The sequence below is a fragment of the Desulfonatronum sp. SC1 genome, assembly GCF_003046795.1.
GTDB lineage: Bacteria > Desulfobacterota > Desulfovibrionia > Desulfovibrionales > Desulfonatronaceae > Desulfonatronum.
In genome coordinates this window covers 18,771-33,729 of record NZ_PZKN01000037.1, presented here as the reverse complement: position 1 = coordinate 33,729, position 14,959 = coordinate 18,771, and the positions used below count along the sequence as shown (strand labels likewise).

10 protein-coding genes are annotated in these 14,959 nt (G+C 61.2%); all 10 read right to left on the bottom strand.

All coding sequences use genetic code 11. The annotated features are described in order from the left end of the window. Positions 1-24: 24 nt before the first annotated feature. The 10 genes from C6366_RS16215 to C6366_RS16170 all read right to left on the bottom strand — a co-directional run bounded on the left by C6366_RS16215 (position 25) and on the right by C6366_RS16170 (position 14,778). The gene (locus C6366_RS16215; protein WP_107739821.1) at positions 25-675 is read right to left on the bottom strand and encodes a DUF3540 domain-containing protein; all 651 of its coding nucleotides are present in this window, start codon (positions 673-675) and stop codon (positions 25-27) included. A gap of 43 nt (positions 676-718) precedes the next feature. After that, positions 719-1,723: a pentapeptide repeat-containing protein gene (locus tag C6366_RS16210; protein WP_107739819.1), complete on the bottom strand. Its 1,005-nt coding sequence runs from the start codon at positions 1,721-1,723 to the stop codon at positions 719-721. Further along, positions 1,710-4,361 (bottom strand): DUF2169 domain-containing protein, encoded by a 2,652-nt coding sequence (locus C6366_RS20575; RefSeq protein WP_158269832.1) that lies wholly within the window; start codon positions 4,359-4,361, stop codon positions 1,710-1,712. The genes C6366_RS16210 and C6366_RS20575 overlap by 14 nt, the downstream gene beginning before the upstream one ends. 94 nt (positions 4,362-4,455) lie before the next feature. Beyond that, complete coding sequence (locus C6366_RS16200; RefSeq protein WP_107739815.1) at positions 4,456-5,709, bottom strand: hypothetical protein; 1,254 nt, start codon at positions 5,707-5,709, stop codon at positions 4,456-4,458. Between the two features lie 232 nt (positions 5,710-5,941). After that, complete coding sequence (locus C6366_RS16195) at positions 5,942-7,270, bottom strand: serine dehydratase subunit alpha family protein (RefSeq protein ID WP_107739813.1); 1,329 nt, start codon at positions 7,268-7,270, stop codon at positions 5,942-5,944. Positions 7,271-7,315: 45 nt separating this feature from the next. Then, the gene (locus tag C6366_RS16190) at positions 7,316-9,007 is read right to left on the bottom strand and encodes a bifunctional aspartate transaminase/aspartate 4-decarboxylase (RefSeq protein ID WP_158269831.1); all 1,692 of its coding nucleotides are present in this window, start codon (positions 9,005-9,007) and stop codon (positions 7,316-7,318) included. An 88-nt stretch (positions 9,008-9,095) separates the two neighbouring features. Further along, positions 9,096-10,094, bottom strand: a complete 999-nt coding sequence (cdd, locus tag C6366_RS16185; protein WP_107739809.1) for a cytidine deaminase — start codon at positions 10,092-10,094, stop codon at positions 9,096-9,098. An 826-nt stretch (positions 10,095-10,920) separates the two neighbouring features. Beyond that, positions 10,921-12,807: an aldehyde ferredoxin oxidoreductase N-terminal domain-containing protein gene (locus tag C6366_RS16180; protein ID WP_158269830.1), complete on the bottom strand. Its 1,887-nt coding sequence runs from the start codon at positions 12,805-12,807 to the stop codon at positions 10,921-10,923. A 2-nt stretch (positions 12,808-12,809) separates the two neighbouring features. Next, on the bottom strand, positions 12,810-13,469 hold the full coding sequence (locus tag C6366_RS16175; protein WP_107739805.1) for a 4Fe-4S dicluster domain-containing protein: 660 nt from the start codon (positions 13,467-13,469) through the stop codon (positions 12,810-12,812). Between the two features lie 100 nt (positions 13,470-13,569). Next, complete coding sequence (locus tag C6366_RS16170) at positions 13,570-14,778, bottom strand: DUF1624 domain-containing protein (protein WP_107739803.1); 1,209 nt, start codon at positions 14,776-14,778, stop codon at positions 13,570-13,572. Positions 14,779-14,959 lie beyond the last annotated feature (181 nt).

The following is a 14,959-nucleotide window of genomic DNA, read 5'->3' as shown; positions in this document are numbered from 1 at the left end:
CCCTTCCCCCTTCCCCCTTACCCCTTACCCAATATCCACCCGTTTCCCGTCCACGCTCATTGTGCCCTCGGCCCGCAGGTCCGCGGCTCCGGTCTTGAGCTTGTAGGACTCCTCAACTTTGACGCGCATCTGTCCGGCCTGGGAAGCGTCCATGCCCTGGACCCGGCGTAGGCTGTAGCGCAGGGTCTGGATCAGGGAGCGGGCCTTGAGGCGGATGGTTTCCACGAACGCGCCCATGTGTCCGATGCGGGCCGTCAGGGCGGAGGCGGTCAGGTCCAGGTTCAGAAAGCCCAGCCGTCCGCGTATCCCGGAAAGGTCCACGTCCGGAGCGCTCAAAGCCAGGCTCTCGCCGCCTTCCAGACGCACACGGGGGGCCTTGAGCACCAGATCCCGGTCGGTTTCCAGCACGGTTTCGGTCTGCCTGGATTCCAGCACGGTCAGCACGTACGCGACCTTGCCCGGCCCGGCATAGGTCAGGACCATGTCCCCGACTCCGGGCACGGCCAGACATCCGTGAGCCACCCCGGCCCGCACCACCCGTCCATCCTCCAGACGAACCACGTACTTGTCGTCAAGCACGTTCTCCACTCGTCCGTGGGTGATGCGGTGGTGATAATCCTGGCTCTGGGGTGAGGGGTCCGGAAGAATGAAGGGAATGACGTTGGATTGATGCATGGCGTCCTCAATTATTTTGCAGGTTCACTTTGGCTTTTCCGGGTTAAACCTGGGCCACCCACATCTCCGCCGCAGCGAGATCCTTGTCCGTGGAACGGACATGGGAGACGTCGCCTTGGCCCTGGCGGATCTGGTCCTGGTCCACGCGGTGCATGTTGGCCATGTACAGTTTTGCCCCGGTGAAGCGGGCTGAGGCGACATTGGCTCGGGAGAAGTCGGCGTAGCTCAGGTTGGCGTTGGTGAAGTCCGCGTTGGCGCAGTTCGCGTCGGCCAGGATCGCGCCATGGAGGTGGGCGGCGTGGAAGACGGCGGCGGTCAGGTCGGCGTTCGGAAAGACGGCGCTTTCCAGGAACGACTGGGCAAATCGGGCCTGGCCGGCCTTGGCTTCGGCGAACTGGGCGTAGCGACCCTGGGCCTTCTCAAGAATCGCCCCGGTCAGGTCGGCTCCGGAGAAGGATGCCTGAGAGATGTTCAGGCCGGTGAGATCGGCTCCGGTAAGGTCGGCCTCGTCCAGCAGAGCCTGGGCCAGGGTGCAGCCGGGGAAGCGCTGTCCGGCCAGCTTGGCCCGGCGCAGGAAGGCCATGGTCAGGTCCGTGTCCTGGAACACGACGGCGGTCAGGTCCGTATCCGCCAGGGAAGTCCGGAACAGCCTGGCTCCGGTGAAGTCCGCCCGGCCCAGGGGGCTGCCGTCCAGTTCGGCCCGGCTCAAATCCGCCCGGTGGAACCGGGCCGCATCCAGGCTGGAGCCGGAAAAGTCGGCCATTTCCGCCTTGGCGTCGCTCAAATCGACCCGGTCCAGGGCACAGGAAGCAAAACGCACGTCGTTCAATTGGGTGCCGGTCAGCACGGCGTCATTCAGGGAGCATCCCTTGAACCAGGCATCGGTCAGGTACGCGCCGCTCAGGTCGGCCCGGTCCAGGACCACGTCCGTCAGGAACAAGCCGGACAGGTCGGCCCCGGCCAGGTTCGCGCCGGTCAGGTCGGCCTTTTCCAGGCGTCCGTCTTCCCGGGCCTGGGCCAGGAGGTCGTTATGTTCATTCGATGGCATCGAGCATCTCCAGGTCGAGGATGGTCCGTTTCAGGTTGACCTTGTCCAGGCTGGCCCCGCTCAAGACGGCCTTGCGCAGGTCCGCTCCAAAGCAGCTGGAGCCGTCCAGCCGGGCTTCGCGCAGGCTGGCCTGGGCAAAGGAGGCTGCCATCAGGTTGACCATCCGCAGGTCGGCCTGGTCCAGTACGGCCTTGGAAAAGACCGCGTTCCGGGCCAGGGCCCGGGTGAGTTCGGCCCGACGCAGGTTGGCCCGGGAAAGGTCCGCCGTGTTCAGGCTGGCCCGCTCCATGTTGGCCCCGGTCAGGTCGGCCCCGCTCCACTGGGCTTCGTCGGCCAACACGCCGCGCAGGTCGCAATCCCGGAACGAGGTCGCGGCATCGGCCCGGGACTCGCGCAGCACGGCTCCGGTCAGCACAGCGCCGGTCAGGTCGGCTTCGCCGAAGCGGGCGTTCACCGCCACGGCGTTGGCCAGGTTCGCGCCGCGCAGTACGGCCTGATCGAAATCCGCGTCGGTCAGGTCGGCCTGCTCCAGTACCGCGCCGGTGAGGTCCGCCCGGTTGAATTCCGCGCCCTGAAACCGGCCCCTCGCGGCCTTGAGGCCGGGCATGCGCGCCGTGTCGAATCCGGTCCGCGTCCCTACGGCGTCCGTTACATCCGCTCCGGCGAAATTGCCGCCGGAAAAATCCGCCTCGCTCAGATCCGCGCCGCTCAGGTCCGCGTCCTGGAAATCCGCCTTCCAGGCGTCCGCCTTGGTGAACACGGCCCTGGAGCAACGCGCCCTGGTGAAGACGGCCTCGGTCAGCACGGCCCCGGCGAATACGGCTCCGGTCAGGTCGGCGTCGGCAAACACGGTCCGTTCCAGCACGGCCCCGCGAAAATCGCGGCCGGCCAGGTTTTGGCCAGAAAAGTCCTGATCAGTAAAGTCCTGGCCGGTCAAATCCTGGTCGGTCAAGTCCTGAGCCTCTGACGGCTGTTCGTCTCCCGCCGCAAGCCCTTCCCCGTCCGAGAAGGAAGCGTCTTCCGCGTCCGGTTCCGGCGTTTTTTCCGCGGCCATGGTCGCGGAAAGGGCCAGGAACGCGGCCAGGGCCTCATGGGCTTGGCGAATGTGCCCGGCGATTTCCGGGGTGATTTCGCCCTGGACCAGCATGGCGTCGATGTCTTCCAGGGTCAAAGGCTGGGGCTGCCTGCCGTGGAGGGCTTCCAGGGCCTGTTCCGGGGTCTGGCCATGTTCGGCCAGGAAGGCCTGGGCCTGGGCCTGGGCTTCCGCGGCCATTTCCTCCAGGCTTTTGTCCGGTAGGCGCTCGGCCATTTCCTGGGCCTGAACCTCATACTTATGGACAAGCTCCCGGGCCTGCTCCTCGGTGTAGCCCATTTTGGCCAGCATCTCCCGACTCTCGGCCTGGATGCGCTCCATCTCGGCCTGGAATTCGAGCAGCCCGGGGTCCGGCGTCGGCGAGTCTTGGCCGGACAAGAGATGATCCGGTTCTTCCGTGGAAAGAGCCTGGTCTTCGACCGGCCCTTCTTCCGCACCGTCGCCCGACCCATCTCTCTGGCCTTCCTGGGGCGCGGCCGGTTCCTCGTCCGGCGGGAAAAGCTCCAGGCGCAGTTGTTCCAGGTAGTGCGCCGCGGGCAGAGGGGCCGCGGTCAAGGGCTCATGGCCGAGCAGCACGTGGCCCACGTCGTCGGCGTCCTCGTCCTGGACCGGGACCACGGCCCGGTAGCAGATCACGCCCAAATCCAGGCCGGGAAAGAACCAGACCGTGTCCGCCCGGGTCTGGACTTCGCGGAAGGAGTCCAGATCCTGGCCCGGCCCGGTGACAAAGGCCCTGGCCCGCAGGCCGGGCAGGGTTCCGGTGATTTGTGGGCGCGACGGGTGCAGGTTGGTCAGCTCGAAGTCCTCGTCGCCGTTGAGAAAGCCTTCCAGCCATTGGTCCGGGGAGGCGCTCATGTGCGTCAGCGGGTTGGTGGTGGCGGGCAGATCCCGTGCGCCGTCGGCCAGCCACTGGCGATTAAAGGGGCCGAGATATTGGGTGCGCTGGGGCCACCAGGACGGAACGGCCCGCGGGCAGGCCGGGCTTGGATCCCGATTCGGAGGCAGGGGGTGCTCGGAGGCCAAAATCACGTTGGGCACTGGTCGGCGTCCGGACTGGTCCGCCCCGCGCCCCTTGCCCAGGGGATTGGCTGGATAATCCGGGCCACCGTAAGCATTCTCCCAGGTCAGGGGCATACGCTGGAAGGGCTGGGGTCGACCCGGAGCGTTTAGGGCTCCCGCGTCGCGGGAGCGATCCCCGAAGATCATCAACTCCTTGGCGACCCGGCCCACCCGGACCCTGACCGGACAGGCCTCCACGGCGCCGGGCGGCACGCATTCCCCGTAAACCAGGAACTCGGCCCGGGGCTTGGGCCGTCCGGCGTCGAACACATCCCCATCGCCCAGGACCGAGGCCAGGGCAGTCCACATCTCAGCTTCCGCCACAAGTCCCGGCGCCTCCTGCCCGGCCCGAGAGGCGGACTGGGAGTCGGACTGGGAACCGGACAGGGGAAAGCAGGCGAACAGGGACAGGACCAGCCGCTGTTCCCCGGCAACGGCGCAGGTGGTGGGGAGCAGGGAGAGGTGGTCGGGCTTGATGATTTTCAATGGCGTCTCGCTCAGGAGTTTGTTTGTAGCGTAACTACTCAACACAAAGTAATGCCGATGGCCGCGGGAAGAGCATACAACGTGTGCTGAGAAGTTACAAAAAAGCCAGAAAGGGCGACAGGACCAGCAATGCCCCGGTACCCACGGCGATCCAGGCCTGGGGCCCCCTGTACTTGGCGAATTGGTCCACCTTGTAGATGAGGATGACGGGGATGAAGCATCCGATTACGGCAAAAATCGGGCTGCTGATGCTCGTGAAGTAGAGGATGGGAAAGTCCGCGATGGTGGCAAACCATCCGAGAAGGACAATGAAGACGACCACGCCGATGGACAGCTTGGTTTTGTTGACCTTTTCCCTGGGTCCGTCCCCGGCGACAAGATTCATGTACAGCCCGACGCAGGCTTCATGCAGGCCGAGCAGAACCGCGAAAAACGAGGTCACGATGGCGCACAAATCAATGACCACCCCCATGCTCGGGACGAGTGCGCCGGGGATGGTCTTGGCCATGACCGCCAGAAAGGACGTGTTGTCCGCGAAGGCCTGATGGGCCTGCTCGGGCGAGATGGAAATGGTGCAGGAAAAGGCGAAGAAAAAGATCACGCTGGCCAGGATCATGAAGGACCAGTTCATGATCTGGTGGGCCTTGCGTCGGGCGATGTCGATGTCGTCGTATTCCGACCGGGTATAAATAACCAATGGGCTCAGCGACTGCAGAAAAAGGATGGAGGTCATGGCGAATGGCAGCGTGACAATCGTCTGGGTGATCAGTTTGCGCACGGAAACGATTTCCTGAACATGATCGAGAGTCCAGAACGGGACGAGCATCAGAGCCAGCAGGGTCAAGGACGAGAGCACGACGATCACCAGCAGCTTGGACAAATTCAGAAGCAGGGTTCTGCTGGCAAAGGCGACGAGAACCAGAACCAGGACAATGACCAGCCCGTAGAACGGATTGGCCGACAACAGCCCCTCGGTCAGGCCCGCGGTCTGGATGTACGAGGCGCTGTCGTTGGTGATGGTTTCGCTATACACGAAGAACCAGATCAGCAGCATCGCAAAATAGACAAAGCCCAGCCCGGCCCCCCATTTTCTTCCCAGATATTCGCTGATGGTCGCCGGGTAGTCCGTGGCCCGGCGGGATTCGACCAGCGTGTTGATGAAAAGCCGCTGAAATTGATACAAAGCCGGGTAGGCCACGAGCACGGCCAGCAGAAACGTCCACAGCCCGACAATGCCGGCCTGGATGGGCAAAAAGACGATCCCGGCCCCGATGCCCATGCCGATGTTCACGGCCACCCATCCCCAGTCTTGGGAATTCATTTTCAGATCCTTGCCGTGCACGTTCATGATTTCATCCTGATGATTGCGGTTTGTTCAAGGAAACTCGGGTTTATTTTCGCATTTTGTAGGGGCAGACCTCGCGCCTGCCAGGGCGGCCGCAAGGGGACGTGGGCAGACACACAGGTCTGCCCCTACGATGGGATGCTAGGGCGGCCGCGAGGGCCGCCCCTGCGTTTGAATGTGATGATTACGTGAACACTCCAAACGACGGTTGCCTGTTGGGGAAAAGGCTCCTGGCTTAATTGACCGGGGGGCGAAAAACCCCGTGGCCGCTCTCTGAAGTCATAATCTTGAGGATCACCTCGTCGGTCTGCTCCATGCCCTTGCTGGCCAGTTCCCCGATATTGCGGATGGTGGCCTCCACGTCGCTGCCCACGATGCCGTCGCCGCCGTGCAGATCCTTGTGAAGGGAGGCCAGGATGGCGGAATCAAAGGCCGCATAGATGCCCGTGGCGATCTTCATGGCACAGGACGGCTTGGCCCCGTCGCAGACGATGCCCGAAATGTTCCCCAGGGTGTTCACGATGGCATGGGCCGTGATGTCGTAATTCGCGCCCATGAGAAAGGAGATGGCCCCGCTCACTCCGGCCGCGGCGCACATGGCTCCGCAATAGGCGGACAAACGGCCCACCTGGGTCTTGATGTGCACGGTACACAGGTGGGACAGGAACAGGGCCCGGATCAGATCGTCCTCGGCATACCCTTTCAGCCGCGCGAACTTGATTACCGGCAGGGAGGCGGTCATGCCCTGATTGCCGCTGCCGCTGGTGGTCATCACCGGCAGGGGGCAGCCGCTCATGCGCGCGTCGCTGCCAGCCGCGGCATAGCTCGCGCTGCGGTTGCGCAGGTCGTCTCCGTAGATGCCCTGTTCGATGTTCTTGAGAATGCTGCTGCCGATGTTCACGCCGTAGGCGTTTTGCAACCCCTCCTCGGCAATGGCGCAGTTCAGGACGATGACCTGCTGGAACAGCGGACGGATCAGTTCCAGGTCAATGCTTTTGGCCAGATCGTAAATCAGCCTGACCGACAAGACGGAGCGATCTTCCTCGGGGGTATGAAAACTCTCCGGGCTGAAGCCCCGGTCCAGCAGGACGCGCCCGTTTTGGACCACCCGCGTCAAATTGGTGTGCAGATATTTCACCTCAACTTCTGCGCTCCGGTCCCCGGCAACCACCTCGATGCGCACATAGAGCTTGACCGGCGTTTTTTCGTGGACCACCTCGAAGGCGGCCTTGCCCAGGTATTTCCTGACCGCGACCATGTCCGCTTCGGTGACGTCGCTGATGACCATCAGATCCTTTGTACAGTCCCCAGCCATGATGCCCATGGCCGCCGAGGTCTCGATGCCGACCATGCCCCCGCTGCCGGGCACGACCACGCTCTTGACGTTCTTGATGATGTTTCCGGAAACATAAATCCTGACCTGTTCCGGAACCGTGCCCAACACCTCCCGTGCTTTGGCCGCGACCAGGGCTATGGCGATGGGTTCGGTGCAGCCCTGGGCCGGCACGATTTCCTCATGCAGAATGGCCACGACCTTCGCGACGGTATTTGGATCAATGTTCATCAACATCTCCGGGGTTTGTTTGAGAGAGAACTGGTAAGCGCGGTTTTATTGCGCCGCTTTTCGTTCCCAGTAGGCGTGAAAATCCCGCATCAAAGCCACCAGATTTTGCCCGATCACCGTGTAGTTCTCGTCCGGCAGGTTGGCCAGGGAGACACGGGCGGTCCAGTCCGGGCCGGCAAAGCCCACGCCGGGCAGGAGCACCGTCTGGTAGGCTCGGGCCAGGTGCATGAGCAGGTCAAAGGGGGTGAATTCCTCGGCCAGATAGGCGGCGAATTCCGGGCCGTGCAGTCTGGCGGCCAAGTCGCGCAGGTTGACCATGTTGTAGTAGGCGGTTTGGGTCGGGCCTTGCGGCGCGGGCGTGCCCAGGGCCGCGTAGAGCAGGGCCATGCGACTCTGGAGCAGGGTCTGGATGCCGCGCTTGTAGACCTTTTCCGTGTCCAGCAATTCGTAGAGGGAAAACAGGGTCATGATGGCCTGCTGCGGGGTGGACAGGCCTCCGGTGTGGGCCAGGGCCACGTCCCGGCTGTCTATGAGCAGGCGCTCGATAAAGGGAATGGCGTCCGGGTCCGGGGTCACGGTGACGTACCGCTTGCGCAGAAGCTGCTTTTTGTCTTCGGGCAGGGCCTGGAGCATCTTGTCGAAAATGTTGTCGTCCTGGATGAAGATCACTCCCAGCCGCCAGCCGGTCACGCCCACGTACTTGGAATAGGAGAACACGCCGATGGTGTTTTCGGGCACGAGCTGAATCACGTCGTGAAATTCGTCCACGAACGGGCTGTAGACCGTATCCGTGAGCACGAACAGATCCGGCCGGTCGGTCTTGATCACCTCGGCGATGCGCTCCACGCTCTCCCGACTCATGCTCACCGCGCCGGGGTTCATGGGGTTGACCATGAACAGGGCCTTGATTTCAGGGTTCTTGAGCTTGTCCATTTCATCGTCGGGAACCTGCCAGCCCGTGGCCTCGGAGGCGGCGACATAGATGGGTTCGAGCTCGAAATCATTGAGCACCGGGATTTCGATGTACGGCGAAAAGATCGGGGTGATCAGGGCGATCTTGTCCCCGGGCGCGATCAGGAAATTCTCCCTCAGAGTCTTGAAGGTGTAGTTCATGGCCGCCGTGGCCCCCTCGGTGGCGAAGAGGCGGAAAACCTCGGACGGGATGTTTCCAGAAGGGAAATGCAACTCCTTGAGGTACGCCTCAACCACCTTTTCCGGAACCGTGAGCATCCGCGAGGGCACGGGATAGTAATCGCCCAGGATCGCGCCGACCATCCCGGCCACGAAGTCATCCGGGGCAATGTCCAGCCGCTGCTGGGCGTATTCCACGCAGCGGGCCAAAAAGGCCGCGCTGTCCTGGTCGGCCTGGGCGGCCAGGAACGTCTGGAACGCGGCGGCCATGCCCGGGGCCTGGCGCAGCGGATAAGCCAGATCAACCCCGACCTCGGCCGGCCAGGCTTGGTCCACGGCGAAGCGGTGCAGCATGCTGAAGGCCAGCCGCACCCGGGTGTTGATGAAGTTCGGATTGCCCCGTCCGGCATTGTACACGGGCTTGCCGTCCACTTTGGCCGCATCCCCCAGCTCGTTCTTGAATTCGAAGGGGCTGAGCAGGGCAAATTCCCGGCGCTCCTTGTCGCTGAGAGGCTGAACCTCAGCGGCCAGGACCGCGCCCTGGACCAGCAGGCCGACGCACAGGGTCAGTACGGTGAGCAATGCACGGATGGCGAAATTCTTCATGATCATTTCTCCCGGGTAGATGGTTGAGGGGTGATTGCCGCCCCTGGCACGACAACGGCATTTCGGGCAACAACCGACACTGCGGCGACTACTCGCCCACCGCTGCATATTCTTCCAGCTCAAGATTCCCAGCCAGGACGAAGAGCACGGCTTTGGCCGCGTCCCTCTGGTTGGCGGAAACGGGATTGGTCTGGACCAGCACCGCGCGTTTGATCCGTCTCAAGTCTTGATTGGCGAAGTTGTAGAGTACCAGCGCGGCAGCCAGCGGGGACATGCTGGGATTGTAGGCCGCGTTTTCCGCGTAGCGACCGGACACGATGACGCCCTTTGCGGACTCGATGGCCACGCCGGCATGATTTCCGGAGTAGGGCGCATAGCTGGTCGAGGCCGCGGCCAGGGCCGCCAGAACCACCTTGTCGTCTGACGGCGTTGTCAGCCGCAGGGGCTGGACGGACTCGTCCATCAGCCGGAGCTCCATGCCCAGGTCCGTCGGCCCGAACGCTTCGGGCAGCAGGACGCGCAGCGGTGTTGGCGGCGCATCCCGTAAAAGGATTTCCAGATCATCCGCGGTTGCCAGCTCGTTGAGGAACTGGCGGCAATACCCGCAGGGCGGGGCCGTGATGGCAATGGCCCTGAGCCCTGTTTCCCCGTGCATCCAGGCGTTCATGGTCGCGGCCTGTTCGGCATGCACCGAGAAGCTCAGGGCCTGGCCGGGGAATTCCATGTTGCAGCCGAAGTACATGGCCCCGCTGAGCCCCACGGCAACGGCTCCCACCTGAAAATTGGAAATAGGCGGCACGGCGTAAACCTTGGCTAAAGTGATCAAGGCCAGGGCGGTTTCATTGGCGCCAAGCCCCAATCGGGCCGATAGCTCACGCGCGGTTGCGCTGTCGATTATACCGATAAAACCATCGTCCAGCACGACCGATCGCAAAAGGGCCTTGGCCTTGCCCGGGAAATCGCCGATGGCCTTTTCCAGTTGCATCCGCCGATCTCCTTGATCCGCCAAGGCGGTTCCGGCGGCCAGAACTGAGATGGACAGAACGAGGCAAAGAACAGTCAGAAATAGAATCTTTGGCTTCAACATATCAACCTCCTGAGTGTATACATCATTGGCCCGCACAGCCGAGCCGCTTATGGTTTCGCTTCCCGCACCAGAACCTGGGTCGTGCAGTGGGTCGCGCCGTAGCCGCTGGTCAGGGCGCCGAAATCCATCCAGGTCATGTCCACCCCGTGATTTCGAAGCCGCTGCTTGTAGGGAGCATTACGCGTTTCTGTAAATCGGGATGAGAGCATTACGCATTTTTTGATGAGCCTCACCCTTTTAGGCCGCTCCTTCAGGGCTGGATAAACTATCTCGTTTTCATCCGGAAACGGCCCTTTTTCCTTTTGGCTGCGTCAGTCTTCACAATTATTCGTCAACGTATTGATATACGCCTCCTCATAATTGCTTGACTTCCTTGCCAAAAGAAAAAATTGCTCGTTTTCGAATTGAAAACCGGCAGTTTCAACATCCGGAAACAAAAGAGTTTCCGGATGGAAGCTATCTCATTGATATCCCAGGGCGTTGCCCTGGGCTGTACTTGTTTCGCCCTTTCAGGGCTTGATTTCAGCCCCAAAGGGGCGACATGTTAGAGCCCAGGGCAACGCCCTGGGGCAACGTTGGGAAAGCAGGAAAAGCCCTTTAAGGGCGACCTACCTCAGCGAATGTAGAATTGTGTCATAAACGCGTAATGCTCCCTGTCGGAGGGTTGCGGAATATGTACTTGTGGACTGGTATAGGGTTTCCTTCTGTTATGAGTGTTCATTGATCGCCGCCTGATTGTCTGCTTAAAAAAAGTCCGGGCATTTTTCATCTGGCAGGCAGCCTGCCTGCCCCACCATGCGCTGAGCTGCCAGGAGTTGTTGAGCGGTTACGGCAGCTTTTCCTCTGCCTCCAGCGCTGCTGCGACGTCGCCCAACTCCAGGCGTTCCAGGGTGGCCCGGGTGGGTCTGCCGGTTTTCGTGTCCCAGCCGCGCAGGGTGTAATAGGTATCCACCAGACCGTTGAATTTCTCCTCGTCGATGACAATGCCCCTGGTGGCATCGGGCCGCTTGAACCAGGGCATGATCTCGGCCACTTCCCCGGCCCGGTCCCGCCCGTAATTGCGGACCAGCAAAGCCCGTTGCATGTTCTTGTTCCGCTCGCCGATCATGTCCAGGCCTTTCTCGTCCAGTTCCATGCCGGTCACGGCCGAGAAAAGGCGGCTTTCGGCGTCTGATTTCGTGGGGATGGGAAAGGACCAGTCGCAGAGCGTCAGGCTGGATTTGAGCTCGGAGCGGTTTTCGTTCCAGATGGCGATTTCCGCGCCTTTGGTTCCTTCGTAAGGGTTCTTGTTGAATTCCTCCATCCATTCGTCCCGGGCCACGATATGGGTGTCGTCCAGGGGATCGCGGGTGGCCGTCATCCAGACCAGGGCCTCCAGTAGCCAGTGGGGGAATTCTCGGACGGCATGGATGCCCCGGCCGCTCCAGTGCCCGGCGTAGCCCCAGGCCTCCTGCAGGCTGATCCTGGTCGGTCTCTTGCGCTCGCCCTGGTAGATGGTCTCCCCATACTGCTCCGGGCCAAGTTCGGCGATGGCCCGGGACACTCCCTCGGCCAGGAGGTCGCCAATGCCCTGGCGGTAGGTGATGGCCTTGATCAGGGTCACCCACCATTCGGGTTTGTTCGGCGTGATGGGCTTGATCACGTCGAAACGCTTGTCCGTGAGCACGCCCTCATGATCGCCCATGACCAGCCAGGGAACCATCCCGGCCAGCAACTCCCACTCGTTCAGCCCATACTGGTTCATCAGTTCCGTGGCCTCGAACCCGCCCTCAAAGCCCTGGAACCACAGCGGCCAGTCGTAGCCCATGGGATGCTGCCAGCCGATGGTGTAGGGGCCGATGCAACCCCATCGCCCGGCGTGCAGGCCCGGACGGGTTCTTCTGGGCACCCCGCGAAACTCGAACCAACAGGCCCGGTCGCAGGCATGGGTGCAGGAAGTCCTGTTGCGCGGGTAGGGCACGTTGTCCACGGATTCCTTGTCGTATATCCACTTCCCCCCGCGCTCCTCCGGACTTTTTTTGGGATCAGGGGCCAGATCCCGGCGGATACGCAACAGTTCCTCGGGATGGGCCACCCGGACCTTGCCCGTGCCTTTGACGCAAATAGCCTTGAGGTTTTTGGACCCGGCCACCCCGCCGTAGCCGCCCTGGCCAGCGGCGTTTTCCGTGTCCGTGAGCATGATCGCGATGCGGGAGCGGTTCTCACCGGCCGGCCCGATGGCCAGAATCCGGGCGTCGTTGCCGTGGATTTCCTTGAGTCGCTGTTGGGCGTCAAACGTGCCCAGGCCCCAGAGATCGGCGGCGTCGCGGATTTCCACCTTGTCGTCCCTGATCCACACATAGACTGGAGCAGCGGCCCGGCCGGTAATGATCAGGGAGTCGTAGCCGGCATACTTGAGTTCGGCCCCAAACCAGCCGCCTACTCCGGAATGGGCGTACATGGGCGGATAGGTCTGGGCCGCGATGCCGCCGACTTCCGTACGCCCGGACGTGGGCGCGGGGGTGCCGGTCAGTGGCCCGACGGAGATGAGCAGGCAGTTTTCCGGATCAAACGGCCCGGCCTGGGCCGGGATATGCTCCCAGGCCAGACGATGGTTCAAGCCCTTGCCTCCGATGAACCGCTGGACCAGGTTGGTGGAGTCGAGGACTTCGCTTGTCCCCGTGCTCAAATCCATATTCAGTATCCTGCCGGTCCAGCCATACAGATTGTTCATGGTCACGCCCCCCTTTCCAGCGTGAGAGCCTGGTGCGGGCAAAACTCCATACAGGCCGGGCCTTCGGGACGCCCTGAACAGAGATCGCATTTGACGGCGATATTGCGCTCCGAATCGAGTGTGATTCGGGGCGGCGAGAACACGCAGGCCTCCATGCACTTCCCGCACCCGATGCACTTGGAGGCGTCAATGGCCCGGGCTCCTGTACGCGCGTCTATGAAAATGGCCCCTCCGCCCTCGGCATGACAGGCGAAATAACAATCCGGCGCGTTGCACTGGCGGCAGGCGACCGTGACATAAACGCACTGGAACGGATGCCTGTCCAGCCAGATGCCGGAGTTGGACCAGCCGATCTCGTTCCCGTGCGTCGCGGCGCAGACCAGAATGCACATGCCGCAATTGGCGCAGGCGGATTCGTCAATGGAAACCCGGGCAATATGGCCCATGGCGGATCTGGGCAGGAGGTTGAGCACGTCAAAGGATGAAACGTCGCCCGCAACTCCAGCAATGCTTTCCATGACGCTTGGACTGAACGCGAGTCCGCCAACCGTGCATACAGCGGCGACCTTGACGAAGCTTCGTCTGGTAACGAGATTGTCGTTTTGAGGTTCAACTTGCGTGGTCGTGTCCTTTGCAAGTCCATTTCCGCTATTAGCGGTCATTTTATCACCTCCAATCCTTCAGGTTGCCAGCCGCCCTTGGCACGACTACGGCATTTCGGGCAACAACCGACACCGCGGCGACGCCTATGAATCGCGCATGTCACAAATACCTCAAAATCCAGTAGTCATGGGTTCTTTTATAGTTCATATACCATCGGCACAAAGGCCACAACGCGGCGAGGAGCAGGAGCCACAGCGCATAGACGACTATCAGCCCGTAGCCGTAGTCCGCTGGCCCCGCTGGGAAGGCAGGCGAGCTGAAGATCGGGTTGCCCGTCAGCATCCATGACGGAAAACCTCGGTACCTGACCCATGCCAAAACCACCGCGGCGGCATGCAGCATAAAGATATGCATGATATAGAAGAACATCGGTACCCTGCCAAACACAAGAAAAATTCTGGACAAGGGAGTTTCCCTTTCCTTCATGAACGACAGAAACAGGATAGGCAAACTCAGGGTCATCAAAAGGAAAAGAAGGGAGGGAGGATACTTGGTACAGTTGATAAAGGACAAAAAAGTAAACAGCCAGCTGCCCTCGTACGTCCAGGGGATGGGATCTCCATAGATATTAAGCCATCGGATGACCACGAACGCGGCGGCCATGCCGACTCCGATCCGCAGCAGCAGTTTTTGTTTAGCGTTGTCCTCCAAATAAAAAATATTGCCAAAGGAGAAGCCCAGCGCCATCACGCCTATCCATGGTATCAGCGGATATGCGACAAGAAATTCTATTCCCGGCGCCACAGTGATATAGTCGCGGACATGCAATATCGTGAATAGCCATTGCAGGGATCCGGGCACCATCGACGCAACGTCATCGAGCAGATTGTGAAAAAGGACGATCACGCCCCCCACCACGGCTATAACCCAGGATGGCAAGCGCACAAGGGCGGCGAGGAAAATCATGGACCAGCCGATGGCCCATATTACCTGAAGGATATTCGCCGTGGTATCATAATAGTTGAAGTTGAAGCTTGCCGCGAAACGTATGACAGTCAATTCCATGAGGACCAGGAACAGGCCGCGCGTCCAGAGGAAACGGGACGTGATTTCCGCGGATCTTCCGCGGCTCACATAATACAGAAATGCGCCGGTCCCGGCGACAAACACGAACACAGGGGCACAGAAGTGAGTTATCCACCGCGTAATGAAAAGCTCTGTAGTGGTGTACGCAAGGTCGGTTGGCGAATGCCTGAAGGATGAGAAGAACTCCCTTGTGTGGTCGAGCGCCATTATGGCTATGACTATTCCGCGGAGAACGTCAATCGAGATGATGCGTTTCTTTGCCGGCTTATCCGTGGTTTCCATAACTCTCTTCTCCTCTTTTCATCGAGAACGGCATTATGCATTCACATTGCATACTCGAAATGCCGGTACGCTAATCCATGAAATTGAAGGTCATGGCGGACAAATTATCCCACCCTCTGGGGATTAACGCCCACGATGTTCTTGTAGAACGGCGGCAGGGAATTAACCAAGGCATGAAAAT

What these genes read in the sequence shown, in the direction of transcription:
- C6366_RS16215 (WP_107739821.1), bottom strand. Translation starts at nt 675, where the DNA reads ATGCATCAATCCAACGTCATTCCCTTCATTCTTCCGGACCCCTCACCC.
- C6366_RS16210 (WP_107739819.1), bottom strand. Translation starts at nt 1,723, where the DNA reads ATGCCATCGAATGAACATAACGACCTCCTGGCCCAGGCCCGGGAAGAC.
- C6366_RS16200 (WP_107739815.1), bottom strand. Translation starts at nt 5,709, where the DNA reads ATGAACGTGCACGGCAAGGATCTGAAAATGAATTCCCAAGACTGGGGA.
- C6366_RS16195 (WP_107739813.1), bottom strand. Translation starts at nt 7,270, where the DNA reads ATGAACATTGATCCAAATACCGTCGCGAAGGTCGTGGCCATTCTGCAT.
- C6366_RS16190 (WP_158269831.1), bottom strand. Translation starts at nt 9,007, where the DNA reads ATGAAGAATTTCGCCATCCGTGCATTGCTCACCGTACTGACCCTGTGC.
- cdd (WP_107739809.1), bottom strand. Translation starts at nt 10,094, where the DNA reads ATGTTGAAGCCAAAGATTCTATTTCTGACTGTTCTTTGCCTCGTTCTG.
- C6366_RS16180 (WP_158269830.1), bottom strand. Translation starts at nt 12,807, where the DNA reads ATGAACAATCTGTATGGCTGGACCGGCAGGATACTGAATATGGATTTG.
- C6366_RS16175 (WP_107739805.1), bottom strand. Translation starts at nt 13,469, where the DNA reads ATGACCGCTAATAGCGGAAATGGACTTGCAAAGGACACGACCACGCAA.
- C6366_RS16170 (WP_107739803.1), bottom strand. Translation starts at nt 14,778, where the DNA reads ATGGAAACCACGGATAAGCCGGCAAAGAAACGCATCATCTCGATTGAC.